General features: G+C 26.9%; 25 protein-coding genes. 15 read left to right on the plus strand and 10 right to left on the minus strand.

Annotated features, from left to right (window positions below; all coding sequences use genetic code 11):
- The first annotated feature begins 3 nt into the window (after positions 1–3).
- From hslU to D3Z07_RS01490, 12 genes are all read left to right on the plus strand, one after another.
- The gene (gene hslU / locus D3Z07_RS01435) at positions 4–1,332 is read left to right on the plus strand and encodes an ATP-dependent protease ATPase subunit HslU (protein ID WP_122892884.1); all 1,329 of its coding nucleotides are present in this window, start codon (positions 4–6) and stop codon (positions 1,330–1,332) included.
- 60 nt (positions 1,333–1,392) lie between these two features.
- Entirely contained in the window at positions 1,393–1,698 is a 306-nt protein-coding gene (locus D3Z07_RS01440; RefSeq protein ID WP_122892885.1) for a hypothetical protein, read from the plus strand.
- 2 nt (positions 1,699–1,700) lie between these two features.
- On the plus strand, positions 1,701–2,483 hold the full coding sequence (locus D3Z07_RS01445) for a TatD family hydrolase (RefSeq protein WP_322898845.1): 783 nt from the start codon (positions 1,701–1,703) through the stop codon (positions 2,481–2,483).
- Between the two features lie 37 nt (positions 2,484–2,520).
- Positions 2,521–3,903, plus strand: a complete 1,383-nt coding sequence (locus tag D3Z07_RS01450; protein WP_122892887.1) for a lytic transglycosylase domain-containing protein — start codon at positions 2,521–2,523, stop codon at positions 3,901–3,903.
- Positions 3,887–4,774, plus strand: a complete 888-nt coding sequence (locus D3Z07_RS01455) for a septal ring lytic transglycosylase RlpA family protein (RefSeq protein WP_076087167.1) — start codon at positions 3,887–3,889, stop codon at positions 4,772–4,774. Before D3Z07_RS01450 ends, D3Z07_RS01455 begins: the two co-directional genes overlap by 17 nt.
- An 8-nt stretch (positions 4,775–4,782) precedes the next feature.
- Positions 4,783–5,355 carry an imidazoleglycerol-phosphate dehydratase HisB gene (hisB, locus tag D3Z07_RS01460; protein ID WP_076087165.1) on the plus strand — a complete coding sequence of 191 codons (573 nt, stop codon included), beginning with the start codon at positions 4,783–4,785 and terminating at the stop codon, positions 5,353–5,355.
- The gene (locus tag D3Z07_RS01465; protein ID WP_122892888.1) at positions 5,352–5,849 is read left to right on the plus strand and encodes a KdsC family phosphatase; all 498 of its coding nucleotides are present in this window, start codon (positions 5,352–5,354) and stop codon (positions 5,847–5,849) included. Before hisB ends, D3Z07_RS01465 begins: the two co-directional genes overlap by 4 nt.
- Positions 5,840–6,373 carry an LPS export ABC transporter periplasmic protein LptC gene (locus D3Z07_RS01470; protein WP_122892889.1) on the plus strand — a complete coding sequence of 178 codons (534 nt, stop codon included), beginning with the start codon at positions 5,840–5,842 and terminating at the stop codon, positions 6,371–6,373. The genes D3Z07_RS01465 and D3Z07_RS01470 overlap by 10 nt, the downstream gene beginning before the upstream one ends.
- Before the next feature lie 9 nt (positions 6,374–6,382).
- Positions 6,383–6,868, plus strand: a complete 486-nt coding sequence (lptA, locus tag D3Z07_RS01475) for a lipopolysaccharide transport periplasmic protein LptA (RefSeq protein WP_076087159.1) — start codon at positions 6,383–6,385, stop codon at positions 6,866–6,868.
- 12 nt (positions 6,869–6,880) lie between these two features.
- Complete coding sequence (yihA, locus tag D3Z07_RS01480; RefSeq protein ID WP_076087156.1) at positions 6,881–7,483, plus strand: ribosome biogenesis GTP-binding protein YihA/YsxC; 603 nt, start codon at positions 6,881–6,883, stop codon at positions 7,481–7,483.
- The gene (locus D3Z07_RS01485; RefSeq protein ID WP_076087154.1) at positions 7,473–7,934 is read left to right on the plus strand and encodes an N-acetyltransferase; all 462 of its coding nucleotides are present in this window, start codon (positions 7,473–7,475) and stop codon (positions 7,932–7,934) included. Before yihA ends, D3Z07_RS01485 begins: the two co-directional genes overlap by 11 nt.
- Positions 7,935–8,194: 260 nt before the next feature.
- Positions 8,195–9,034: an SEL1-like repeat protein gene (locus D3Z07_RS01490; protein WP_076087152.1), complete on the plus strand. Its 840-nt coding sequence runs from the start codon at positions 8,195–8,197 to the stop codon at positions 9,032–9,034.
- A gap of 2 nt (positions 9,035–9,036) precedes the next feature.
- Here D3Z07_RS01490 and D3Z07_RS14270 read toward each other — a convergent pair whose 3' ends face one another.
- The 4 genes from D3Z07_RS14270 to D3Z07_RS01510 are packed head-to-tail and all read right to left on the minus strand — an operon-like array spanning position 9,037 to position 14,411.
- The gene (locus tag D3Z07_RS14270) at positions 9,037–10,695 is read right to left on the minus strand and encodes an efflux RND transporter permease subunit (protein ID WP_076087150.1); all 1,659 of its coding nucleotides are present in this window, start codon (positions 10,693–10,695) and stop codon (positions 9,037–9,039) included.
- On the minus strand, positions 10,692–12,278 hold the full coding sequence (locus D3Z07_RS14275; protein WP_122892890.1) for an efflux RND transporter permease subunit: 1,587 nt from the start codon (positions 12,276–12,278) through the stop codon (positions 10,692–10,694). The genes D3Z07_RS14270 and D3Z07_RS14275 overlap by 4 nt, the downstream gene beginning before the upstream one ends.
- A gap of 7 nt (positions 12,279–12,285) precedes the next feature.
- On the minus strand, positions 12,286–13,044 hold the full coding sequence (locus tag D3Z07_RS01505; protein ID WP_172802476.1) for an efflux RND transporter periplasmic adaptor subunit: 759 nt from the start codon (positions 13,042–13,044) through the stop codon (positions 12,286–12,288).
- Positions 13,041–14,411, minus strand: a complete 1,371-nt coding sequence (locus D3Z07_RS01510) for a TolC family protein (protein ID WP_076087146.1) — start codon at positions 14,409–14,411, stop codon at positions 13,041–13,043. The genes D3Z07_RS01505 and D3Z07_RS01510 overlap by 4 nt, the downstream gene beginning before the upstream one ends.
- 223 nt (positions 14,412–14,634) lie before the next feature.
- Between D3Z07_RS01510 and D3Z07_RS01515 the strand changes: the two genes are divergently transcribed.
- Both D3Z07_RS01515 and D3Z07_RS01520 read left to right on the plus strand, forming a co-directional pair.
- The gene (locus D3Z07_RS01515) at positions 14,635–15,057 is read left to right on the plus strand and encodes an FKBP-type peptidyl-prolyl cis-trans isomerase (protein WP_076087144.1); all 423 of its coding nucleotides are present in this window, start codon (positions 14,635–14,637) and stop codon (positions 15,055–15,057) included.
- 85 nt (positions 15,058–15,142) lie between these two features.
- Positions 15,143–15,631 carry an EAL domain-containing protein gene (locus tag D3Z07_RS01520; RefSeq protein ID WP_076087142.1) on the plus strand — a complete coding sequence of 163 codons (489 nt, stop codon included), beginning with the start codon at positions 15,143–15,145 and terminating at the stop codon, positions 15,629–15,631.
- On the opposite strand, the gene D3Z07_RS01525 is transcribed toward D3Z07_RS01520, so the two are convergent.
- The gene (locus D3Z07_RS01525) at positions 15,628–15,915 is read right to left on the minus strand and encodes a hypothetical protein (RefSeq protein WP_122892891.1); all 288 of its coding nucleotides are present in this window, start codon (positions 15,913–15,915) and stop codon (positions 15,628–15,630) included. The genes D3Z07_RS01520 and D3Z07_RS01525 overlap by 4 nt on opposite strands.
- Positions 15,882–16,715: an omptin family outer membrane protease gene (locus D3Z07_RS01530; protein WP_164707180.1), complete on the minus strand. Its 834-nt coding sequence runs from the start codon at positions 16,713–16,715 to the stop codon at positions 15,882–15,884. Before D3Z07_RS01530 ends, D3Z07_RS01525 begins: the two co-directional genes overlap by 34 nt.
- A gap of 107 nt (positions 16,716–16,822) precedes the next feature.
- Here D3Z07_RS01530 and D3Z07_RS01535 point away from each other — a divergent pair, with 107 nt between their 5' ends.
- A complete protein-coding gene (locus D3Z07_RS01535; RefSeq protein WP_083657206.1) occupies positions 16,823–17,626 on the plus strand; it encodes a TerB family tellurite resistance protein in 804 nt (267 codons plus the stop codon).
- Positions 17,627–17,930: 304 nt separating this feature from the next.
- Here D3Z07_RS01535 and D3Z07_RS01540 read toward each other — a convergent pair whose 3' ends face one another.
- The 4 genes from D3Z07_RS01540 to fliP form a co-directional block, all read right to left on the minus strand.
- The gene (locus D3Z07_RS01540; protein WP_076087136.1) at positions 17,931–20,366 is read right to left on the minus strand and encodes an Ig-like domain-containing protein; all 2,436 of its coding nucleotides are present in this window, start codon (positions 20,364–20,366) and stop codon (positions 17,931–17,933) included.
- Between the two features lie 74 nt (positions 20,367–20,440).
- Positions 20,441–22,753, minus strand: coding sequence for a PKD domain-containing protein (locus D3Z07_RS01545; RefSeq protein ID WP_076087133.1), 2,313 nt, complete (start codon positions 22,751–22,753; stop codon positions 20,441–20,443).
- Positions 22,754–22,756: 3 nt separating this feature from the next.
- Complete coding sequence (locus tag D3Z07_RS01550) at positions 22,757–24,382, minus strand: hypothetical protein (RefSeq protein WP_076087131.1); 1,626 nt, start codon at positions 24,380–24,382, stop codon at positions 22,757–22,759.
- A 471-nt stretch (positions 24,383–24,853) separates the two neighbouring features.
- Positions 24,854–25,582 (minus strand): flagellar type III secretion system pore protein FliP, encoded by a 729-nt coding sequence (fliP, locus tag D3Z07_RS01555; RefSeq protein ID WP_076087129.1) that lies wholly within the window; start codon positions 25,580–25,582, stop codon positions 24,854–24,856.
- Between the last annotated feature and the right edge of the window lie 37 nt (positions 25,583–25,619).

A 25,619-nucleotide genomic window follows, 5' to 3' on the forward strand; every position in this document is an offset into this window, starting at 1 on the left:
AGTATGGATTTAACACCAAAGCAAATTGTTGCATACTTAGATGATTATATTATTGGGCAAAATAATGCTAAAAAAACAATTGCATTAGCTTTAAGAAATAGATATAGAAGAATGAAAGTAGAACCAGTTTTACAAGAAGAGATAATGCCTAAAAACATTCTAATGATTGGTAGTACTGGTATTGGTAAGACTGAAATTGCAAGACGACTTGCAAAAATGATGTCTTTACCTTTTGTAAAAGTTGAAGCTAGTAAATACACAGAAGTAGGATTCGTAGGTCGTGATGTTGAATCTATGATTAGAGATTTAGTATATGAATCAATTAATATAGTAACACGTGAATATGAAGATAAAATTAAAGATAAAATTCAAGATGAAGTCCATAAGAAAATTATTGAAATTTTAGTTCCACCACTTCCTGAAACTGCAAGTGAAAATGCAAAAGAATCTTTTATTAAAACTTATAATGTTATGGAAAAGAAACTTTTAGATGGCTCACTAGATGATAAGAAAATTGAAATAGAAGTTCCTAAAAAAGCTCATGTAGAGATTTTAGATTCAAATATGCCAATGGATATGAGCTCAATGCAAGAAAGCCTAAATAAAATGTTAGGTGGTCTTAATAAAGATAAAATCAAAAAAGAGGTAAGTATCAAAGATGCGAAAGTTTTATTAAGAGATGAAGCTAGTTCTTCACTTTTAGATGAAGAAGCTATTAAAATTGAAGCTGTTAAAAGAGCCCAAAATGGTGGAATTATATTCTTAGATGAAATTGATAAAATTGCATCAGGTAAAACAAATCAGAATCAAGACCCAAGTAAAGAGGGCGTTCAAAGAGATTTACTTCCAATTGTTGAAGGTAGTAGCGTTCAAACTAAATTTGGTCAAGTTAAAACTGATCATATCTTATTTATAGCAGCTGGTGCATTTCATGTATCCAAACCAAGTGATTTATTGCCAGAACTTCAAGGAAGGTTTCCTTTAAGAGTTGAATTAGAATCATTAGATGAAGAAGCTTTATATAAAATTTTAACAAATACTAAAAATTCATTATTGAAGCAATATGAAGCATTATTAGCTGTTGAAGAAGTAGACTTAGAATTTGATGATAGCGCAATAAGAGCTTTTGCTAAATATTCAGTTACAGCAAATGAAATGACTGAAGATATTGGTGCTAGACGTCTTCATACTGTTATTGAAAAAGTTATTGAAGATATTTCTTTTGATGCAGATGAGAAAAAGGGTGAAAAGATAATTGTATCTAAAGATTTAGTTGAAGAAAAACTGGATGAGATTGTAGATAACGAAGATACTGCCCGTTATATTCTATAATTTTGTATTTAATAATTTTTTAGATAGAATACACTATTAAACAAATTTAGGAGATTTTATATGAATATAATTACATTCTGTGAACTAGATGATAACTTATTCGATGATGAACATAAGGTAGAATATTTTCATAGTGGAGTATCACAAGAAGCTGATATTTTTATTATAAATATAGATTCTATTTTTGAATTTGAAGAAAATAAAAGTGAGCATGGAAAAGAAAAGTTTGTTTCAATTGCAATAATTGAAGATGAAACAGATTATGATGCTTTTAAAAATTTTGGAATTGACGCTTGGATTATAGCTTCTGATCTTTCTGAAATAAATGGTTTATTAAACTTAGTTGAAAAAAGGTTTTTAGTATAATTATCGACACTCATTGTCACTTAGACAACAAACAATATTATGATGATATTGAAGAAGTAATACAAAATGCATTATCACATGGAGTTAAAGGTTTTTTAATTCCTGGTGCAGATTTTAATGATTTACCACAAGCAATAAAGCTTGCCGAAAAATATGATGAAGTTTTTTTCGCAGTTGGAATTCATCCTTATGATATAGATATGTATGATGAAGCTGTTTTAGAAAAATATATAAATCATCCAAAATGTATTGCAGTAGGTGAGTGTGGTTTAGATTATTTTAGGCTTCCTGAAGATGAAGAAGAAAAAATTGCGAATGTTAAAAAACAAAAAGAAGTTTTTATTGCACAAATAGAGTTTGCAAAAAAAGTTAAAAAACCTTTAATTGTTCATGTTAGAGAAGCTTCAAATGACTCTAGACAAATTCTGATGGATTACAATGCAAAAGAAGTTGGTGGAGTTTTACACTGCTTTAATGCAAGTGAGCATTTACTTCCTTTAAGTGAACATAACTTTTATTTTGGAATTGGTGGAGTTGTAACTTTTAAAAATGCAAAGAAACTAGTTGAAATCCTTCCTAAAATTCCTCAAGATAAATTGATTATAGAAACAGATGGTCCTTATCTTACTCCACATCCTTTTAGAGGTAAAAGAAATGAACCATATTATACAGTTTTTGTAGCTGATAAGATGGCTGAAATTCTTGAAATATCAAGAGAAGAAATAGAAACAATTACAACAAAAAATGCAATTAAATTATTTAAAGAGTTTTCTAGTCTATCTTAGATAAAATATCTATAATATACTAAAGATTGGAATTTACTTGAATAAAATATTACTAATTGTATTTTTATGTTTAACTTCTATTTTTACTAGCTTGAATGCTTTGAATTTTAATAAAAAAGATTACGAAGTTTTAAAAGACTTAAACTTAGAAAAATCTTTTACTCATGATGAGCATCTTCAAGACTTATATAATAAATTATCAGATAGAAATCATTTTCATATTTATAAAAGAAATTTAAAAAATGCCTCAATTTACATTGCAAAAATAAAAGAAGTTCTAAATCAAGAAGGTTTACCTTCTAGTTTTTTATATCTTTCAATGGCAGAGTCAAATTTTAAATTAGATGTAAGGTCTTCTACTGGAGCATTGGGTTTATGGCAATTTATGCCAAGTACAGCAAAAATTTATAATTTACGAAATGATGAATATGTTGATGAAAGATTAGACTTTGTCAAATCAACACATGCTGCTTCAAAGTACTTAAAATATCATCATAAAAGATTTGATAAATGGTATTTAGCAATACTTGCTTATAATTGTGGTGAAGGTAGAGTAATTGAAGCAATTACACGAGCAAGTATTGACAAATATATTAGAATTTATCCAAATAAAGAAAATAGCAAAAAAATAAAAGAATATAGAAAAACAATTAAAGAATATTTAAGAACAAAAAAAGATTTTTATAAAATTAATAAAATTTATAAAAAAATTAAAAAATTAAATATTCCTCTAACAGCAAGAGATCTTTTAACAATTCAAAGTAATTTAGATAGACAATATCTTCCAAGAGAAAGTAGAGCATATTTAAGAAAAATTGTTGTTCTTTCAATGATTGCAAATAGAAACTTCTTAAAAAAAGGATATATCTTTGATAGAGATATAAACGCTACTTTGACAACTGTAAAAGCAAAAGGTGGTTTACATTTAAGAAGTATTGCAAGTGTTTTAAATATGAAGTTTTCAACATTAGCAAAAATGAATTTACATATCAAACAATATATAATTCCTAGTGATGTAAAGAAATATGATATTAATATTCCTTATTTAAAATTAGAAAGATATAATAAAAACAAAAATAAGATTAGAAGTGATTCTTATGTAATATATCGTGTTAAAAAAGGTGATACTTTATCTAGTATTGGTAATAAGTTTAAAGTAAAATATTCTTTTATTAAGAAGTTTAATGAATTGAAAACAAATAAACTATCACTAAAACAAAAATTAGTAATACCTATTTATAAGAATAAAGTAAGAAAAGTTACTAAGAAATATAAAAGACAAATATATAAAGTAAAAAATGGAGACTCTCTAAGTGGAATTTCTTATAGATTCAAAGTAAGTATAAAAAAGTTAAAAAAAGATAATAAGTTAAAATCAAATAAAATAAAAGTTGGAGATAAAATTGCAATATATAAATAAGTTTTTTAAATATGGTTTGACAACAGGTTTATTAGCTGGAGCACTTTTAATAACAGGATGTTCATCTAAGAAGCATGTAGTAAATAGATCAGATATTAATAAAATATATAAAGATACATCAAATAGTAATATTAGAAATTCAAAAGCAATGCATAGAGCAACATTACGTCCATATACTGTATTTGGTGAAAAATATTATCCTTTTATTCCAAATATTGATGATGAATTTAGAGGAATTGCCTCTTGGTATGGACCAAATTTTCATGCTAAAAAAACATCAAATGGTGAAACTTATAATATGTATGATTTAACAGCTGCTCATAAAACATTACCTATGAATACTGTTGTAAGAGTTGATAATCTTGAGAATGGGAAAAGTGTAATTGTAAGAGTAAATGATAGAGGACCTTTTGTTGATGGAAGAATCATAGATTTATCAAATACAGCTGCTCATGAAATTGATATGGTTAGAAAAGGAACTGCAAGAGTAAAAGTTACAGTTTTAGGATATAATGGGGAAATACAAAATTATAATGCACCTGTTAAACAAGCATATAAAAAAGTAGCAAAACCTAGAAAAGTTGTTCAAAAAATAAAACCTATTGCTCCTATTCAAATAAAAGAAGAAACTTTAGTTAATGATAATTTTAATATACAAGTGGGAGCTTTTTCTAAACTTGATGGTGCAATAACAACAAAAAGAAAATATGAAAGTATTTTAAATAATCAATATAAAGTAGATATTGTAAAAGTAGTTTCAAATGATAGGTTTTTACATAAAGTATTGATTAGAGGGTTTAACTCTCGTAATCAAGCACAAATGTTTAAAGATTTAAATGGCTTAAATAATGCAGTTATAATTAGAAGATAGGGTTAAAAATGGTAGAACAAAATAGAAAAACAAAAGAAACAGATATCAAATGTAAGTTAGATATAAATGGAACTGGTAAATCTAATATTAATACAGGAGTTGGCTTCTTTGATCATATGTTAGAAGCTCTTTCTAAGCATAGTGGAATGGATTTAGAATTATCTTGTAAAGGTGATTTACATATTGATGCACACCACACAGTAGAAGATTGTGGAATTGTAATGGGGAAAGCTTTAAAACAAGAAATCTTTCCAATACAAGCAGTTGAAAGATATGGTAATGCAACTGTTGTAATGGATGAAGCAGCAACTACATGTGCATTAGATTTATCAAATAGACCATATTTAGTTTATGATGTAAATGTAAGTGGTAAGGTTGGAGATTTTGATGTTGAATTAGCTGAGGAATTTTTTCATGCATTAAGTGGAAATGCTGGATTAACTGTTCATATTATTCAAGATAGAGGAAGAAATAAACATCATATTTTAGAAGCATCATTTAAAGCTTTTGCAGTTGCTTTAAGACGTGCACTAGTTAAAAATGAAAGATTAGGAATCCCTAGTACTAAGGGTGTTTTATGATTGAATTAATTGTACTTGATGTTGATGGAACTTTGACAAATGGTCAGATTACTTATACAAATAATGGTGATGAATTAAAATCTTTTGATGTTGCAGATGGTTTAGCTATTGCTACTTGGACAAAAAAACTTGGCAAGAAAGCTGCGATTATTACAGGAAGAAACTCTTTAATAGTTGAAAGACGAGCTGGGGATTTAAAAATTGAACACTTACACCAAGGAATTCATAATAAAGATGAAGTACTTCAAAGTATTTTAGATAAAGAAGGACTTTCATGGAATCAAGTTGCAGCAATTGGTGATGATTTAAATGATTATAAAATGCTTAAAAAAGCTGGTTTATCATTTACTCCTGCAAATGGAACGCAATACTTAAAAGAGTTTGTAAATGTAGTTTGTACAGCCCCTGGTGGAAGTGGAGCTGTTAGAGAAATGATTGAATACATTTGTAAAGAAGATGGTATAGAAGAGGATTTTTTAAACGCATGGATATAAAACTTTTCAATTATTCATTACTTATCTTGGCTGCAGGTGCATATTTTATACCTGTAGATAATGTAATAAAAGATGATGATAGTAAAGACATCCCTTTAGTAATATTTGAAAAACCAATTATGCATACTTTAAATGAGCAAAATGTTTCAAGAACAGTAAATGCAAGTCATGTCATTAGATATAAAACACGAGATGAAATGTTTGATGCAGATGTTTTTTTACGTAATAACTTAAAAGAAAAAAATTTTAAAATAGAAACTTTAAAAGCACAAGTTATTATTAAAAAAGGTGATGATTTAACTTTAAGAAGAGATGTTAAATATAAAAGAGATGATTTTATAACTTTAAATACTAATGAATTAAATTATAATTTAAAAACACGATTAGCTCAAAATAGTGTAGCTTATGATGGTAATTATTATAATAACTATGTAAAGGGTACAAATTTATATTTAGATGCTTTTAATAGTAATATGAAGTCAGATAATGTACATTTTGAAATTGAAGTAAAAAATAAAAAATAAAGGTAAAAAATGAAACTTGTATTAAGTTTATTAATGTTTTCGACATTTTTATTAGCACAAACGCAACAGCTTATTATTGATGCAAAAAACTTTGAGGCAAATGATAAAAAAGGTATTTCTGTATTTACAGGAAATGTAAAAATCCAAATGGGAAAAGATAAATTAAACGCACAAAAAGTTGAAATGTTTTTTGTAAATAGAAAAGGAAGTACAAACAAAGTTCCTTCAAAATATATAGCAACAGGAAAAGTAGATTTTGAAATAGTTACAGATACAAAACATTACGTGGGAAATGGTGATAAAATTATATATTCTCCATTAAAACAAGAATATACTGTAATGGGAAATGGATTTTTACAAGAGAAAAATGATGATAGAAAAATTTATGGTGATAAAATTTATGTAAATCAATTATCAGGTGAAGCTAAAGTTAATGGAAGTGATAAAAAACCTGTTAGATTTATCATAAATGTTGAGCGTGGCTCAGAAAAATAAGGATAATATTAAATGAGAATAGTTGAAGCAAACTTTATGGAGTCAGCTCAAAGTATACAAGACTCTCCAAGCCCAGACAAAGCTGAAGTAGCTTTTTTAGGTAGATCAAACGTAGGTAAATCTTCTTTACTAAATACATTAACAAATAGAAAAGGTTTAGCTAAATCATCTTCTACTCCTGGAAAAACACAGCTAATAAACTACTTTAATATTAAGTTTAAAACAGATAAAGAAGCAATGCCTTTTTTATATGCAAGGTTTGTTGATTTACCAGGCTTTGGTTATGCGAAAGTTTCAAAAAGCTTAAAAAGAGATTGGAATAGTAATTTAACAGGATATTTAGAACAAAGACCATGTTTACAAATTTTTGTACATTTAATTGATTCTAGACATATTGGATTAGAAATTGATAAAAATGTTGATGAGTTTTTAAAAGCAACAAAAAGAGGTGATCAAATTATCATCAATGCTTTTACAAAAATTGACAAATTAAAAAAGAATGATTTGCAAAAATTAAAAAGAAATAATCCTGACGGTATATTTATTTCTAACTTAAAAAAACAAGGTGTAATTGACCTTCAAAATAAAATTACGGAGTACTTATTTGGAAATTAAGTTTTATAAGCCAAATGTTACTGATATTCCTGCTATGCAAGAGCTAGTAAAAGCAGAAGTTGAAAACGGTAATATTCTTTTACGAACAGAAGATGAAATGGCAAATACTATTAGATCTTATATTATTGTGCAAGTAGATGGTAAAATTGCAGGATTTACTGCTTTACATATACATTCTGCAAGATTAGCAGAAGTAAGAAGTTTAGTTGTATCAAAACAATATAGAGGTTTTGAACTTGGAAATAAACTTGTTGATGAATGTATTAAAGAAGCAAAAGAGTATAAATTAGAGCAAGTACTATCCTTAACATATGCAAAAAGCTTTTTTGAAAAATCTGGTTTTAGAGTAATTGAAAAAGAAGCAATTCCAGAACATAAAATCTGGGCAGATTGTATTAGATGTAAACATTTCCCAATTTGTGACGAAATTGCGATGGTTTTTGATCTTTGAAAAACCAAATAATTAGAGAAATTTATAAATTTTTCTAATTATTAAATTCTACAACATATAAAAACATTTTTTTTGTAAAATTTAAAACCTTAAAATAATATTAAAGTATAATTTACAAGTTTAGCCTTTTTTTAAATTGTGTATAAAAATCATAACAACTTTATAACTAACATACATATCATTAAATTTCATATTATATTATTTAAATAAAAAAATAATTGTAGTATTATTAAAGATAATAATTTTTAATAGGAGAAACTATGAGATTTGTAATATTATGTTTGATTATGTTTTCTATATTAAATGCAAGTGATTTAACTAAAGGTAATCATGAATATATAAAACAGAATTATAATGAAGCTAGAGAACTATATAAAAATTCTTGTGATGAGAACAGATATGTAGCTTGTTATAATTTAGCTCTTTTATATCAAAATGGGAAAAGTGTAAAGCAAGATTATAATAAAGCTGCCAAATTATATCAAAAAGCTTGTGATGGTGGAGATGTATATAATAGTTGTTATAATTTAGCTTTACTTTACGCAAAAGGAAAAGGTCTAAAAACTGATTATATTAAAGCAAGTAAGTTATATTTAAAAGCTTGTGAGGGAGATGTTTTTAGAGGCTGTCATAATGCTGCATATTTATTTGAAAAAGGTATCGGTGCTGTTAAGCAAGATTATTCAAAAGCGATTTCTTTATATGACAAAGCATGCGAAGGTGGTTTATCTCAAGCTTGTATGAACTTAGGTGTTTTATATAAACATGGACGAGGTATAGAACAAAATTATAAAAAAGCTAAAATTCTTTATGAAAAAGCATGTCTTGATGGAGTATCGATAAGTTGTTATAATTTAGGACTTTTATATGCAAAAGGTTTAGGAGTTACAAAAGATATAATTAAAGCCAACAAACTGTATAAAATTGGTTGTGATGGTGGCTTTGGTAATAGTTGTATGAATTTAGGTGTATCTTATTATGAAGGAAGAGGTATTTCTAAAAATAAAACAACTGCTAAAAACTTATTTAAACAAGCTTGCTCTTATGGATATGAGAAAGCTTGTAAATATTATGAAGTTCTAAGTAAAGAAGGTTTTTAAAATTAATTAATTATCTTTTTTATTTGATTCTTTATAATTACAGGAACAAAGAACATTGATACAATATAAGATATCAATGTTCCACCTATTAACGCAACTCCTAGTCCACCAAAAACAGCATCTGTTGCTAGTAATGAAGATGCAAAAACCATTGTAAGAACTGTAAGTATAATTGGCTTAGAACGTGTTGCTGTTGCTTTTGCAATTGCTTGATTTATACTCATATCTTTTTCAATTACTAACTGCTTTGAAAAATCAATTATTAGAGTTGAGTTTCTAGAGTTTATTCCAATAAGTCCAATAAAGCCAATAAGAGATGTTGCTGTTAAATAGAAAATATCTGCTGTTATTAAATCCATAATTACATGAGCAAATATTACTCCTACAATAGAGATAAAACTAGCAAGAACTATTCCTCCTGAAAGTGCAAAACTTTTGTAATACATTACCATTAAGAAAAATATTAAAACTAATGCAATAATAAAAGCCCCTCCTAAATCAATAAAAGTATCAATAGTAACTTTTAATTCACCATCAAAAACTAAATCGAATTTTTCACTTGTAGTTTTATTTTCAAATGATAGGTTTAACATATCTGTTTTACTTACAATATACTCATTACTCAAATCTTCAAGCATTTGTGTTCTTGCATCTAAAAGTGGATATATCTGGCTATCTTTATTTGTTTCAGCAATTACATTTATCATCATATTTAAATTTTTTGATGTAAGTGTTGGCTCTTTTATTACCTTTTTAATTGTTACAAAAGAGGAAATTGCAATCATGTTTCCGTTACTATTTACAACTTTTAACATCTGTAATTTATTTTCTAAACTATCTATACTTGAGTCTTTTAATAATCTTGAATCATCAAGTCTTAAAAATATAGGTATTTGATTTTCTGCATTATTCTCATTTACAACAGAAATTTCCATACCTTCATAAGCTAAATAAAGTATATTTTTAACTTGTTCTAAACTCACAGCACTTTTTACAATTTTATTATTATCAAGAACTAAATCATATTTTATATAATCTTTATCAGCCATAATATCAATATCAACTAGTGAGGCTTGTTGTTTTAAAATAGTTGCAATTTTCTTTGAAAATTCTCTTCTGTTTTCAAAATTTTTACCACCATATATTTCAGCAACAATAGAAGCTAAAACAGGAGGACCAGCAGGAAGTTCAATGAACTTGATATTTGCATCATATAGTGAACAGTTTGATTGTATTTGCTCTCTTATATTACTTATTAGATTATAACTTGTAATATCTCTATCTTGAGCTTTTTTGATATTTACCATTATTTCAGCTTGTGATTGCTTGTCTTTTAAAGCACTTTGTTTAACTAAAGCTGCAAAATCTAAAGGCTGTCCTTCTCCTATAAATACTGAAATATTAGTAACTAGCTCATTTTTTTGAAGATTTTTAGAAATACATCTTGTAACTTCTTTTGTTTGAAATTTACTAGAACCATCTTTTAAATCTACATAAATAGAAAAAGTATTAGAATCTTTTCCTGGAAGCATTTTTGCTTTTATAATTTCTGTGGGAAAAGTTGCAATGCTTAGAACAAATAAAATAAATGTAATAAAATAAACTAAAAAAGATTTTGTTTTACTTTCTAAAATACTTAATATAAAGTTTTCTAATCTCATTTTTTAGCCTTATAAATTTTTTTAATTAAATATGGAGTAAAAGAGTAAGCTACAAATAAAGACATTACAAGTGATATTGAAACAAATACAGGAAGAGGGTGCATAAATTGACCCATCATTCCACCTACAAAAAACATAGGTATAAAAGTCATTATAATAGCTAGTGTTGCAATATTTGTTGCATTTCCTATTTCATTTGTTGCATTTATTGAAAGTACTGTTATATCTATATCTTTGTTTTCTTTTCTATGTCTATGAATATTTTCTATTACAATAATTGCAGCATCAACTAGCATTCCTAAAGAAACTAAAAGCGCAAATAGTGTAATTCTATTTATTGTTTCATCTAGTAAAAAACCTGTAAATAATGTAAGTGACAAAATCATAGGAACAGCAAGTGATACAATCATAGCTTCTTTAAATCCTAGTGTAAATATAAGCAATATTGCAATTATAACAATTGAAATTAGTAAGTTTTGAACAAGTGAATTTACCGCTTCATTTGCTGTATATCCATCATCTCTAGTAATTGTAAAAGCAATATTTTTTTCTAATAAATCATCTTTTTTTAAAGACATATATTCAAATATCTTTTCATTTATAATTACAGAATTTGAACCATTCAATTTTGAAATACTCATTGTTAATTGATTTATTTCTTCAAACACACCATTTTGATTTTTTTGATATATTTGTGCTTCTTTATCGTTTTGAATATCATAAGTTCTTTGCACCTTTGCTATATCTTTTAAATAGACTGCTACATTATTAGCATATGAAACTATTATATTTTCAATGTCTTTTTCACTTTGTATTGCATTTTTTACTCCAAAAAGTACAATATTAGAGTCTTTTGTATTTCCTTTGATATCTGGAGTTTTATAAGATAGTGCTTGCACTTGCTTCATAACTTGAGCGATTGAAAGGTTATAAGCTGATATTTTATTTGGGTCTATTAAAATATTGTATTGCTCTTTTTTCTCACCTTTTAAATCTATTAATGCAACATTTTGTATTTTATTTATTTGGCGTGTTATTTTATTTACTTCTTTATAAAGTTGTGTTTGAGATATTAAATCTTTTCCATCTTCTTTCATTGAATAAAAAGCAATTGTAGCAATTGGAATATCTGTATCAATATCCATTGTTTTTACAATTGGTTGCATTGCACCACTTGGCATTAGGTCCATATTTCTCATAACTTGATCATAAAGCTTTAAATTTGACTCTTCTTTATCTTGTCCTATAAAATACTGAGCTTGCACAATTCCAACAGAATCCTTTGCAAAAGAATAAATATTTTCAACACCTTTTATCTCTTTTATCTTTTTTTCTAAAGGTTCAATTATAACTTTTTGTATTTCACTTGGACTTGCTCCTGGAAGTGCTACAATAACAGCTCCTCCACTTACTTTAATTTGTGGATTTTCTTCTCTTGGCATAAATACAAGTGAGATATAACCAAGTATTAAAATAAACATACCAAATATAAAAGTAAGAGGGTGATTTATAAATGCAAGTGATAACTTACCTGCAATATTCAAATCTTTATCTATGCTTTTTGAAAACTCTTTATTACTCATAATTAACCTAATTTAGTGGTTTTATTAATAGTTTTGAATACATACCTGGGTAAACTCTGGCATCTTTTTTATCAAAAGAAACTTTTAAAATAAAGGAATGTGTAATAGTATTAACATTTGGAATAATTGCAGAAATTTGACCCTTAGTATTTAAATTTATAGAAGGTATATTTACATCAACTTCTTGATTTAGTTTAATTTTACTTAAATTACTTTCTGAAATATCAGTTTTTATTTTTAAACTTGAAAGGTCTGTTAATATAAAAGCTGGAACCAAAGGCATTGCCATTTCTCCTACTTTTATAGATTTTTTTATAATTAATCCATCATTTGGAGCTTTTATTTTTAAATAACTGTATTGAGAGTTTACTTCTTTTAATTTTGCCTTTGCAATTAAAAGCATGTTTTTTGTATTTACAAGATTTAATTTTAATTGTTCAACATCATATTTGGGAACTAAATCTTGCTTGTACAAACGCTTATATCTATTGTAATTAATATTGATATTTGCAAGATTATTTTCTTGAATTTTTATATTTAATAATGCTTCTTGTTTAAGTGAGTCAATATTTGATGAATCAATTTCATATAATAATTGTCCTTTTTTTACAAAAGAGCCTTCATTTACATAGACATCTTTTATTAACCCCATATTCCTGCTTGTTATAATTTTTTCATTATCAGAGATTACAGAACCTGATAACTCAATATCATTTGCAAAAATATAAATAGATGTAATACAAATTAGTAGTAAGTTTTTTATCATTTTTTCACCTTTTTTGTTTCTTGTGTAAAATCACTAGCAGAGATTAAAGCTATATTTGCTTTAGCTAAAGACTTTTCATATTTTGCAAGGATAAGTTCAGCCTTGCTATTTCTTAAATTTGCTTCTTGTTTTAATAATTCTGTCATTGAAATTAGTTGGTTTTTATACATTAATTCAGATTGTTTATAAATATCACTTGCTAAAAGAACTTCTTCTTTTCTTTCTTTTAGTATTTTTTCTTTTGCTTTATATTCTAATAATGCTTTTTGTAATTGAAGTTTTGTATAATCTTTTAATTTTTCATAATTTAAATTTGCTTGCTTATATTGAATTTTCTTTTTTTCTTTTTCAGCATTTCTTGTATTATCAAAAATAGTATATTTTAATCCAATAACTGCATTGTAATAATCTTTTTCATTTGATAGTGTGAATTTATCATCGTTAAACCCATATTCTAAATGCGAATATACATTTGGGTAAAACTGCGAATTAGCTACTTCAATATTCTTTTTTCTTATTTTTTTGTTTAGCTCTTGCATTTTTAAACTGTTTTTATTATCTAATGCATTTTTGTATAAAACATCATAATCCAAATCAGAAATATTTATATTTTTCAATTCTTTTACATCTGTTATTTCATCATTTGATGTTAAAAATCTTAGGTATTGTAAGGCTAAATCATATTTATTTTCTGCTTGTATTTTTTTCGAATTAATACTTAATTTATAAGCCTTTGCTTGTTTTACATCTATTTTTGTAACTAAGCCTTCTTTATGAAAAGCATTTGCTGTTTTAACTACAAGGTTTATAGATTCTTTTGCTTTATTAACCGCTTTTATAAACTCTTTTGCAACTACTGCTGCATTGTAAGCTTTTAAGACTTCATATGAGAGTTCATTTGTTTTGGAATTATATTTTATTTCATATATCTTTTTTTTCAATTTTAAAATATCTTTTTGATTAGATAGTTTAAATCCTGTAAATAATGGAATATCATAATTTAGTTTTGTGTTAAAGTTGTTTCTAGCTTTTGGATTATTTAGATTATCAGGTGTTATATCTAAACTACTTGATGTTCCATCATATTGAATTGCTCCAAAATCATTAAAGCTAGCTTCTCTTGAAGATAACTTAGAATTAAAAACATAACCTGAATGATTTGTTCTGTTTATTTGTTCTTCAAAAGATAATGTTCCATAAGAAATAGAGTTTATTTTTTCAATATCAAGATTAGATAATTCAATATCAAGTTTGTGATTTTTCAAGTCTTTATTATTTTTAAATGTTTGTTTTAAAGCTTCATCAAAATTCAATGTTTGACTATAAGCTGAAGTTATTAGCAATAATGATAAGAACATCTTATTCATATAATATTTTCCTAAGTAATTTTAGGGTGATTATACAAGGTTTAAACAAAATAAGTAGTAATAATACCATTTTTTAATTATAAAAATAAGTTATATATATTATTTTTATTTATATTATAATTTATACTTATTCTAATTGGCTTTTTAGCAGAAATATTTTCTAAAATTGATATTTTACCTTAAATATAATATAGTTTATAAATTTAAATAGAAGGGGCAAAATATGCCTATTGAAATAAATCAAACAGTAAAGATTTTATTTGAGGTTAGAATTAATGGAGAATTAGTTGATGGAAGTAGAAGTGAAAAACCTTTTGAATTTTCTTATGGAGTTGGTCAGTTAATACCCGGACTTGAAAGAAGAATTATAAATATGAAAGCGGGAGAAGCTGCAAGTTTTAGAGTCCCAGCTGCTGAAGCTTATGGAGAATATAACCCAAGTGCGATTCAAGTTTTACCAATTGAAGATTTTGCAGGTATAGAAGATTTAAAAGTTGGAATGCAAATACAAGGTGAAGATGAAAATGCAGAACCCATTCAGTTAATAGTAAAAGAGATAAATGAAAAAGAAGTAATTATTGATTTAAATCATCCTTTAGCAGGTAAAGATATAGATTATAAAGTTAAAATTGATTCCTTGTTATAATTAAATAATTAAAAAAGTAGTCTAAATATCATGTATTTATTATATAATAACGTTGTTATAAAAGTAGAAAATTTAGAGGACAAGAATAAATGATGAAAATGAATTTTCAATAAACATAAGTATCATTGATATTTTAAATAAAAGTTTTTCAGAATATTTGATAAAAAAAATACAAGAACATAATATTGGTTCAAAACTAGTTCTTGAAATAGTTGAGCAAGAAAATATAGATGATTATGATGAGTTTTATTCATTTTTGAAAAAAGTTAAATCTTTAGGTTGTAAAATTGCAGTTGATGATTTTGGAAGTGGTTACTCAAACTTTGATTATATAATTAAAATGAGTGAATATATTGATTATCTAAAGATTGATGGTTCATTAATCAAAAATATAGTTGATGATGAAAAGTCATTACTTTTAATACAAAGTATTATCTTCTTATGTGCTAAGTTAGATATTAAAACAATAGCTGAATATGTAGAAAATAAAGATATACAAGATTTACTTACAGAACTTGGAATTGATTATTCACAAGGCTATTATATAGCAAAACCAAGTGGTGATTTAATTTAAAGAAAAAATCTATATTTATATTCTAAATTAATTAGATTATTTTCACTTTCAACTCCAACTGTTCCTGGAAGTTCCCAATTATAACCTGTTACATATGATCTTACTCTATCTCCTCTTTTATAAAAATATTTTGTATAGTCGTATGAAAAAGATAGTATTTGATTCCTATGCATATTATAATCAATCCCAAGACCTAAAGATAGCATTGATGTGTCATTAAATGAAGTATAATCAGTAAATGATGGAACTCTCATATGATGTGTATCTGTAAATTCAACTTGCATGTTAGGTGTGTATTTAGTATAAAATATAAATCTTTATACTTTTTTTCTAGTTCTGCACCTAAATAAAACCCTTTGTATACTTGTTCATAAGTTATACCTTTTCCACTAAATGTACCAGTATAAGCTCGTAATTCAGAAGGTAAATCTGAACCTGAATAAATATAAGAACCATCATAAGCTTTAAAAAGTTGTTTTTCCCATTTATAACCTAGGCTCATTATTAGTTTTGTTTTATCATAGATAGTAAATTCTTTATTTATTCCTAAATCTAGGATGTTAACATCTTCTACTACTGTATTATCATGATGTGACCAATCTGTCCAAGTATTTGGTTGGGAATCATATAACCAATCATAATCATCCATTACACCATTGCCATCTTTAATATTTGTTTTATAATTAAAATATAAACCTAAGTCTTTAGTCTTGTGTTCAATTCCAAATCCAAGAAGTTTTACATTATTTGCTTCCCATGTTAATTGACTTATTTTTCGATCATTTGGTCCGTTGTAAATGTATTGTTCTGATTTAGAATTAAAATCTGATAAGGATAGTTTTATCTTTGTATTTTTATTATTGAAGAATGTTTCATCTTTTAGTTTAGAAACCCTTGTGTACTCTTGATTATCTTCAATGATTATTTTTTGTGTCACTTCTTTTTTATTAACAACTGTATTATTATTTAGTTTTGAAAATTTATACTCTGCTTGCTTATCTTTTGAAATTTTACTTATAGGTATATAATTATTATTTGCACTTAAGCTTAGTATTGTAGTACTTATTAGTAAGGTTTTTTTCACTATTTTCTCCAATTTTCTAAAACCTCAAATTTTACCATAAATTACTTGTTTTAATTATAATTATTAAAGTGTAATAAATATATAATAGAAATAAAAAGAGAACTTCAATGAAATTAAAAAAATGGATATTTATATCAATATTATTAGTAATATTTTACTATGCATTTATTGTAAATACCCTTGTAACACTATCAGTGATTTTTGGACTTTATATTGCTTTTAAAGTATATAAATTTTATTCAAAATTTAAATTAAATAAGTTAGTTAATTCAAAAGAGTTATTTAGACAAAATGAATTAGGACTTTTTATTGCACTTGTTGCAAAAGTTGCAAAAGCAGACGGCCGAGTTCAAGAATTAGAAGCTCAACTTATTAGTAATATGTTTGATGATATTTCAAAGCTTTTTAATGAAAAAGAAAAAGCAAGAGCTATTATGAAAGAGATTTTCAATGAAGAAAAATTAAAAGTTGGCGATACAGAACAATTAGCCCAAGCTTTAAATAAAAAACTAGGAAGAACACTACTTAAAAGAAGACAATTTATGGGCTTCTTAATACAGTTAGCTTTTGTTGATAATGGAATTAGTAGCGATGAAGACAAAGTATTACGTGAAATTGCTCAACATTTAAATATAACTTCTCAAGCTTATGACAACATGGTTCAAAAGTTTGAAAATATGAAAAATGCAAAAGCTCAAACTATGAGTATTGAAGAAGCATATAAGGTTTTAGGTGTAAATCCTAGTGATGATATGAATACTATCAAAAAGCAATACAGAAAGCTAGTTAGACAGTATCATCCTGATATTATAAGTTCACAAGATAAAGATGAATCATATTTAGAAGAAGCAACTGCTAAAACTCAAGAAATAAACCAAGCATATCAAGTTATTAAAGATAAATTTAAATAACTTCATAGCAAAAAGGTTTGTAAAATCGTTACTTATACATTTTGCTAATCCCTAAGTGAGTATTTTGCTTTATAATATATTGTGATATAGTTTTCAAAATATTACTAAATCAGTACTAGTAATAGAAAAATATAAAACCTACTCATTAGATGAAAATGAAAAAACAACAATTGCTAGAATAGAAAAAGATTATGAAGGTTGTTTTTGGATTGCACTTGACAGTCAAGTGTTAATGTGATTTAGAATGGGATTAAGATATCCAAACTCCTAAGAAGAAGAATGGATATAATTATAAACGTATTTCTTAATAGTTGGTTCCATCCCAAATAAAACTTCTTGTAATAGTTTCATTTGTATAGCTATCAACTAATGTATAAATACCAGTCCAATAGTTTGCTGTTTCATTATTGTTTAATGTATATCCTAATTGAATAGATTCATAAGGTTCTAATATTCCATTATTAAGTAAAGCTAAATCACTTGTTGAAGATCTTATTGTTTCGACATTGTTATAATAGCTTTTTATTTCGAATTTGTTTACAATGAAATTTCTATTTAAGATATTGGATACTTTAAAGTATAATTGACTACCTGCCGCTAATGTAACAGTAGTTGTAGTATTGATTGTTGCAGAAGAAATACTTTTTGAAGAACCAACTTCCTCCATTGGTAAGATAGAAGAATAATCATTTGGTTCATATACTATGGCATCATCTTTAATACATCTAATATTCATACCTCTTGCATAATCTGTCGCTTTACTCATAGACGATATTAGATCATCTGAAAAATATAACATTCCTTTATTTGTCCAATAATATCCATAATGCCCAAACTGTAATACTGTACCACTTTGTCTCCATCTCATACCACCACTTGGTAACTTAAGAAAACTATTAAAGACATCAGTTTTTCCTAGTACCATTGAATAAATAGAACTTGTATTTATTCTAATGTCTTCTGTTACTAATTCAAATCTAAGCTCTTCATTTGTAGGAATTCTAAATCCAGAAGGACAAACAGAAGTACCATCAGTTTGCGACCAAAAATCACTTCGTAGTGATCCATCACTATCTACACCTCCTATAATCCAATCACTATCAGAACGAATGAATGTATTATCTAAATTATATAATGTTGTAGCTAATGGTCCAGAATATGAAGAAGATATAGGACTTGAAGTTTTCTCATGTCCATCAGAAGATCTACCCCATTGGAAGTAATCACCAATACAATTATAGATATTTGAAATGTCATTACAAACTTCTTTTGCTCCAATATTTCTATCTAACCAAGTTTTTCCAGTTATGTCTGAATTTACTATATCATAAACCTCATAGGTATGTATAATAGAAGATTTATTAGAGGAAGAGTCAGTAGCACTATATTCTATTTCATATATTCCTGCAGTATTAAAATCAACTATTTCATGTGATGAAACGGTAATGTTGTCATTATTATCAGTTGCTGTAACACTCTCATAAGCTAAAGAAGTTCCAACTATAGTTCTAAATGTCTTATTTGTACTACTTAAAGTTGGAGCTGTTGTATCTGGAATAATCTCATTAACATCATTGATATGAAGAGTGATATTTTGAGTTGATTGATTATTGGAACTGTCAGTAGCTATTGCATCAATAGAATATAAATTCTTTGTTTCATAGTCAGGTGAAATAATAAAAGATATCTCCCCAGTGATTGAATTTATACGAAAGGAAGTGGCATCTAAACCACTTAATCCATATATTATTGATGAATTATCTGTAGCTGTAACTGTTAACGCTGAGGTTTGATTTTCATCAACACTTATACTTGATTGTGAAGTAAATACTGGAGCTATAGTATCTGGTTCATCTTGAACTAAAAATTCAATTAAAATATCAGTATTCCCACCATCATTTGATAAAGTATTTCCTGCAAAATCTTTTAGTTTTGAACTAATTACAAATTCATAAGATTGAGAATAATCTAAGTCACTTCTTGGTGTTATTGTAATTACTTTATTTTTAGCTTCTATTTTTATATCAACATTAGAACTATTTAAATCATTTGTTAATATAAAATATTCATTTGTAATATATTCTTTTGGAATAGTTTCTGAAAATGTTAATACTATTGATTGTTTAATCGATACACCAAAAGTTCCATTTACAATTGAACTACTAATTAATTCAGGTTCAGTAGTATCTGATATCTCACCAAATTGTTTTAAAGAATTCTCAATATGTGTTTTTACATCTTCATCTGATAGTGGAGTAAATCCATTATTAGTAAGAACTGTATTCACATCAAGTGCATCAATACTTTGTGTTGAACTTTCAAACTTATCAAAATCACTCTTTAAAATTTCAATTTCATCTGTTAAAGGATCAGAATCTAATGATTGAAGTAAATTAGCTATTTTAAGTAATTTAGAATCAGTAGTATTTGTTCTTTCAAGTCCAATTAAATCTTGAAGAAAGACTTTATTATCAGAAGTCATAGAGTTTAACTCTCCAATTTTTATTCCACCTAAGTAAAATTCTACTAAACCAGATGTATATGGAAATTTACCATCTGTATCAGTAAAGCCTGTATCTGAACCATTTATATATTTAACACCTGAAACAGTATTATCAATTAGAGTTCCTGTACTAGATGTGATAGAAGAAGAACTACTTCCATCACTACCTCCACCTCCACATCCTATTAATAGACCTGCAGTTATTGTTGATAAAATTAAACTATTTAATATTTTCACTTATTTTCCTTGTGTTTGATGTAATCATTATTATCCCTAATGATCTAATTTTTGCTTCGCTTTTATAGTCAATATTATTTTAATACCCAAATACCAGCAGCAGCATTTATTTTTGTAGCTAGTTTTATAGTTGAATCATTTTCTATTTGTTTTATATACGTACTATTTGATGAATAAGCTTCCCATGAGTTACTTGTACTATTAAAAATCCATACTATTGAAGCATTATCAAATATTGTTAAGTCCATAATTTCACTAGGACTTGAAATATTATGCCAACCACTTGAAAGAGCATCTATTTTAGCTTTTGTTAATGGTTCTTTTAATTCTAATCCAAATGATGATGGACTTGAAAGAACTATCTGTTTACCTTGTTCTACTGCACTACTAACAGCTGTATCTTTGTCAGCAATAGTAATAAGTCCAAATGTAGATGGATTGGCTGTAACATTAGCTTGACCAGTTGTAATAGCACTAGCAATTGCTATATCACTAGCTGTTTTTGTAATTAAATTAAACTCAGTTAAGTTGTCTTGAACATATTGTTTACCAGTTGTAATTCCAGAAGTAGTTGCAGCTTGAACATCAGCATCTCTTGTTGTTGTAGTTACTAGATTAAATTCAGCTAAGTTATCTTGTGCATATTGTTTACCAGCGATTAATCCATCATTGTATCCACTTGTTTGAGATAAAGAAACTAAGCTATCAGATTGTGCTTTAGTAATTAAATTATATGATGAAGGATCGGAAGTTACGTTATTTTCACCTGTTGTTATTCCTGAACTTGTAGATGTAGATTCTTTATCACTTATAATAGCTATTATTTCATCATAATATTGAGAGTCAATAGCTTTTATCAGCTTCTGTTCATTTGTCATACTTGCAAAGTCAAGTTCAGTAATTATGATTTCTTTTGATTGTATTGAGAATTCGCCTTCACTATCTGTAATTTTTACTTTTACTGTATAAGTTCCAGCAGTATTGTAAGTATGAGTATTTGATGTTGTCCATGTCTCATTGTTTTCAAAGTCATAAGATACACTGTTTATATATCTTCCATCTGTTAAAGTGTAATTTGTAGTGAAAGTAAGTTCGTTTAATTCTTGCGTATTACCAGTGTATGTAAATGAATTAATAGTTGGTCTTGTTGTACTAAACTCATATGGTCCTATATCAATACTAGCTCCAACTATTCTGGCCTTTCCATCTAGGTCTGTTGTAGGTAGATTGAGCCCTTCTATAGTCGTAGTTCCTGCATCTATTAGGTCTGATGTTGGAGTTAAATGATAATCTCCATTGTCTTCATCTACAAAGCCTAGTGTGGTATAGATTGTATGATAATTTTCAACAAATGAACCCATAACTTTTTCGGAGTTGAGATTACTAAACAAGACTGTTGGAAAGCTAGAATCTGATCCATTGAAAATATCATAAGTTTCATTACTAAAAAATGTATTTTTAATTGTTGCAGAACCAAGTGTCTGTATAGCTGTTTGATTATCTATAAAAATATTCCCAATTGAGACATCATCCCATAATTTCAATCCTGTTGAGTTATTAATAAAAAGACTATTAATAGAGTTACCAGCAAATCCAATGTTATCATTGTCCTTTACAATAGAATTATATAAATTACCTGTACCAGTATATGAACTTTGTGGTCCTTTATTATTAATAAAATAAGAATTTTCTATAGTTGTAGCGCTAACTGCTGCATTAGCATTAGTTGTAGAAACTTCATTAGATTCAAAATAACAATTAAAAACTTTATCTACATTCTTCAAACCACCAGTAGCATTTGACCCAGTGTGAGTTGATGTAGCTTTATTATTAGAAATATTAGAATCATATATCTCAAAATTTTTACTATATTCAGTATATACCCCTCCTGTATTATCTCCTATATTATTTAAAATTTTTGAATTTCTAATTATAATATTTTTAGCTTGTATGCCACCTACAAATGCATTTATATTATTATTTATGGTACTTGAAGTTATAGAAATATCGTGTGTAGAATAAATACCTGCAGCACCACTATTATTGCCATTACCATTTTGAATACTAAGTTTTTCTATATGAATATTACTTTGACATTCACCTAAGAATTCTATAACTCTATTTGTTGAATTACCATCTAAAAAAGTTTCATTATCATCACTTCCTCTTAAGGATATATTTTTACAATCTTGATTTAAAAAGACAAATGTACCCTCTCCATCATCTGTAGTCTTATAAGTACCATCAGCTAAAATAATAGTATCATTCTCACCATTTGTAGAAGCAGTGCTAAGTGCAGTTCTAAGCTCTGGTGTTGTACTTACATTGAATGTTGCTGAGAATAAAGATCCAGCTAATATAGTTGTTAATAAAAATATCTTTTTCATTGATTAATTTCCTTGTAGTGTTGGCATCATTGGTGGTTGTGGTAATACTGTATTTGTAGGTATTACTAAAGCACCTGTATCTTTGATAGTTAAGTTAAATGCTTTTGTAACTGATTTACCATTTGAACTAGCCGTTATTGATATAACATCTGTTCCATATTTGTTTACTATTGGTGTGATTGTTAATACATTTAATTCTACTGCTAGAGTATATAAATCATCAGTATTTTGTGATGCAGCTGTATATGATACTTCTGTTCCATCTAAATCTGTTGCATTTAGTGTTAATGTATAAACTGAATCATTTTTATTTAAAGTAATATCTGCTAAGTCATTCATTATTGGTGTATTATCATCTAGGTTATTAATAGTAAGTAATAAGTTTAAAGATGATCTCTCTTTACCATCATTTACTATTAATTGTAGATTATAAACATTGTCATTGTTTGCATCCATTGCGTTCTCATGATCAAATGAAATAGATGTTAACTTTGATGTTGTGCTGTTATATGCAAAATGATTTTTATCTACTCCACTTAGAGTATAAGTTAAAGTGTCACTATCATCATCTTTTGCCAAGATAGATAAATCTAAAGTAGCATTTTCATCTAATGAAATAGTTTTTGAAGTGATTTTATCTGTACCATTTAGAAAATAGGGTGCTGTATTTGTAGCTATAGCTTCACCTTGGTTAAGTAAAGTACTTACATCTGGTATTGTAACCTTTGTTAATATATCAGTACTTGTAGCATTATTGATTATAGTATAGGCATCATTCATTTGTATTTCAAATGCATTCTGAATCTCGTCTAATTTTGTTATATCAATCGTTGTATCAGTTGATAAGATAGTTAAATTTGTTTTTATCTCATCTGATTGTTCTACTATAAAAGTTTTCTCATTACTTGGAATAGTTATAGATAAATCTGTTTCAATATTAGTTAAAACCTTTGAAATATCAATTGTATTAGTTTCTGCTATTTGTTTAACCAATGCTTCTGTGATACTATTTTGTTGCTCTATAGTTAATTGTGTACTTAGATTCTTTTGTGAACTAGTTTTTATTAACTCTTTGATTTGTTGAATCTCTTGAGCTTTTGCAAAAACTTCTGTGTTTTTCATAGGATCATTATCTAATTGAGCTGTAGTTAATCCTAATGCAGTAGATATAGTATCTCTTGAGCTAAGTAAAGCTGATTCATCTTTTGTAGTACTTTGTAAAAAAGAAGTAGCTACTAAATCAGTTAATGGTGAAATAGTCAAAGATTCACCACTATTTATAGTATTTGAATCAAAAACATTCTTTAACTCACCATCAAAAGCTTTTCCTGTAGCCGTATCAATACCACCTATTGAAATTACAGGGTAAAGTTTGTTTGTTTCCACTTCTACATCTTTAAAAGTAAAAGTTCCATCTTCGAGTGATTGTGTTAATGGTTCAGTTGTATCACATAATCCATTTGAGTTTATATCTAAGCAAACAGTAGCATCTTTGATGTAACCATCAATAATCGTACCTGATAAAGATTTGAGTGATGAAGAACTTGATGAAGAACTTCCACCACCTCCACAAGCTATCAAGAAAGATGCAGTTATACTAGAAATCAGTATGTTTTTGAAGTTTTGCATTCATTACCTTATTGTCTATTTTGTGTATAAGTATATCTAATTAAATAACTTTAAGAATATCATTTTCTTATGTCAATTACATGTCAAATCATCATGATGTAATTTATACAACTATTTGTTATGAGTAGTGTATTTTTTTAGTTATTTTAGTATAACAATAAGTATTAAAATTTCAAATATTTTTTAACTGAAGCTATCTTGATGTATGAAAATAGTAAGTTAGGAGAATGTTATTCTTAAAATATGAGAGCTATAAAGTATCTATTATATAGATTTAAGAGTTCTATTTGGACTCTTAACAGAGTGTTAAGAATGTGATGAAAGTGTGCTGTAATTAGTGAAAAACACCCAAAATCATACGAAATTGAGTGTTTATACTGCTATAAAAGTATCTTCATTTTAGCAAGTAAATGGTGTTAATAATTGAGTGGAATTTCGATTGCTAAAATCTCTGTACGTATCATAAAATCGTCACTTAAACGATTGGGCTAGATTTCCAATAATTAACTGCCATCCATCTATTACAATAAAGAAGATGATTTTTATAGGTAAGGATATCATAACAGGCGGTAACATCATCATCCCTAGAGACATTAAAATGGAAGCTACAATAATGTCTATTACTAAGAATGGTAAAAATATCAAAAAGCCTATTTCAAAGGCAGTCCTAAGCTCACTTACAATAAATGCAGGCATTAAAAGAGTTAATGGCACATCATCGATATTTTTAGGATTTGGTTCTTTTTTAATACGGTAAAATAGGGCAATGTCTGATTCTCTTGTATTTTTTATCATAAACTCTTTAAAAGGCTTAATTCCTCGCTCAAAAGCTAACTCATAACCAATCTTTTTTTCCATATAAGGAGCAACACCATCTTCCCAAGATTTCTTTGCATAAGGTTCCATAATAAAAATAGTTAATATCAAAGCAAGAGAAATTACAATTTGAGTTGGTGGTGTAGTTTGAAGTCCCATTGCTTGTCTAAGCAGTGAAAAAACAATTACGATTCTAGTAAACGATGTTACCATTAAAATAAGTGAAGGTGCTAGTACAAATAGAGTTAAAATAATTGCAATATTGATTGTTTTTACAAATTGTGCAGGATCATCAAGTGCTGCAACTGAAAGATTTACAATAGGTGCTGTATCTTCTGCAAATGCATATACAGTAAAAAGTAATAATGTTAATAATAGTTTCAAAAAAATTCCTATGTAAAAATTAAAATAATAATATCAA

Source organism: Arcobacter peruensis (assembly GCF_003711085.1).
Lineage (GTDB): Bacteria > Campylobacterota > Campylobacteria > Campylobacterales > Arcobacteraceae > Poseidonibacter > Poseidonibacter parvus.

Excerpts from the sequence above, each read along its gene's own strand:
- hslU (WP_122892884.1), top strand. The coding sequence starts at position 4 with ATGGATTTAACACCAAAGCAAATTGTTGCATACTTAGATGATTATATT.
- D3Z07_RS01440 (WP_122892885.1), top strand. The coding sequence starts at position 1,393 with ATGAATATAATTACATTCTGTGAACTAGATGATAACTTATTCGATGAT.
- hisB (WP_076087165.1), top strand. The coding sequence starts at position 4,783 with ATGGTAGAACAAAATAGAAAAACAAAAGAAACAGATATCAAATGTAAG.
- D3Z07_RS01465 (WP_122892888.1), top strand. The coding sequence starts at position 5,352 with ATGATTGAATTAATTGTACTTGATGTTGATGGAACTTTGACAAATGGT.
- D3Z07_RS01470 (WP_122892889.1), top strand. The coding sequence starts at position 5,840 with ATGGATATAAAACTTTTCAATTATTCATTACTTATCTTGGCTGCAGGT.
- lptA (WP_076087159.1), top strand. The coding sequence starts at position 6,383 with ATGAAACTTGTATTAAGTTTATTAATGTTTTCGACATTTTTATTAGCA.
- yihA (WP_076087156.1), top strand. The coding sequence starts at position 6,881 with ATGAGAATAGTTGAAGCAAACTTTATGGAGTCAGCTCAAAGTATACAA.
- D3Z07_RS01490 (WP_076087152.1), top strand. The coding sequence starts at position 8,195 with ATGAGATTTGTAATATTATGTTTGATTATGTTTTCTATATTAAATGCA.
- D3Z07_RS14270 (WP_076087150.1), bottom strand. The coding sequence starts at position 10,695 with ATGAGATTAGAAAACTTTATATTAAGTATTTTAGAAAGTAAAACAAAA.
- D3Z07_RS14275 (WP_122892890.1), bottom strand. The coding sequence starts at position 12,278 with ATGAGTAATAAAGAGTTTTCAAAAAGCATAGATAAAGATTTGAATATT.
- D3Z07_RS01505 (WP_172802476.1), bottom strand. The coding sequence starts at position 13,044 with ATGATAAAAAACTTACTACTAATTTGTATTACATCTATTTATATTTTT.
- D3Z07_RS01510 (WP_076087146.1), bottom strand. The coding sequence starts at position 14,411 with ATGAATAAGATGTTCTTATCATTATTGCTAATAACTTCAGCTTATAGT.
- D3Z07_RS01515 (WP_076087144.1), top strand. The coding sequence starts at position 14,635 with ATGCCTATTGAAATAAATCAAACAGTAAAGATTTTATTTGAGGTTAGA.
- D3Z07_RS01525 (WP_122892891.1), bottom strand. The coding sequence starts at position 15,915 with ATGCAAGTTGAATTTACAGATACACATCATATGAGAGTTCCATCATTT.
- D3Z07_RS01535 (WP_083657206.1), top strand. The coding sequence starts at position 16,823 with ATGAAATTAAAAAAATGGATATTTATATCAATATTATTAGTAATATTT.
- D3Z07_RS01545 (WP_076087133.1), bottom strand. The coding sequence starts at position 22,753 with ATGAAAAAGATATTTTTATTAACAACTATATTAGCTGGATCTTTATTC.
- D3Z07_RS01550 (WP_076087131.1), bottom strand. The coding sequence starts at position 24,382 with ATGCAAAACTTCAAAAACATACTGATTTCTAGTATAACTGCATCTTTC.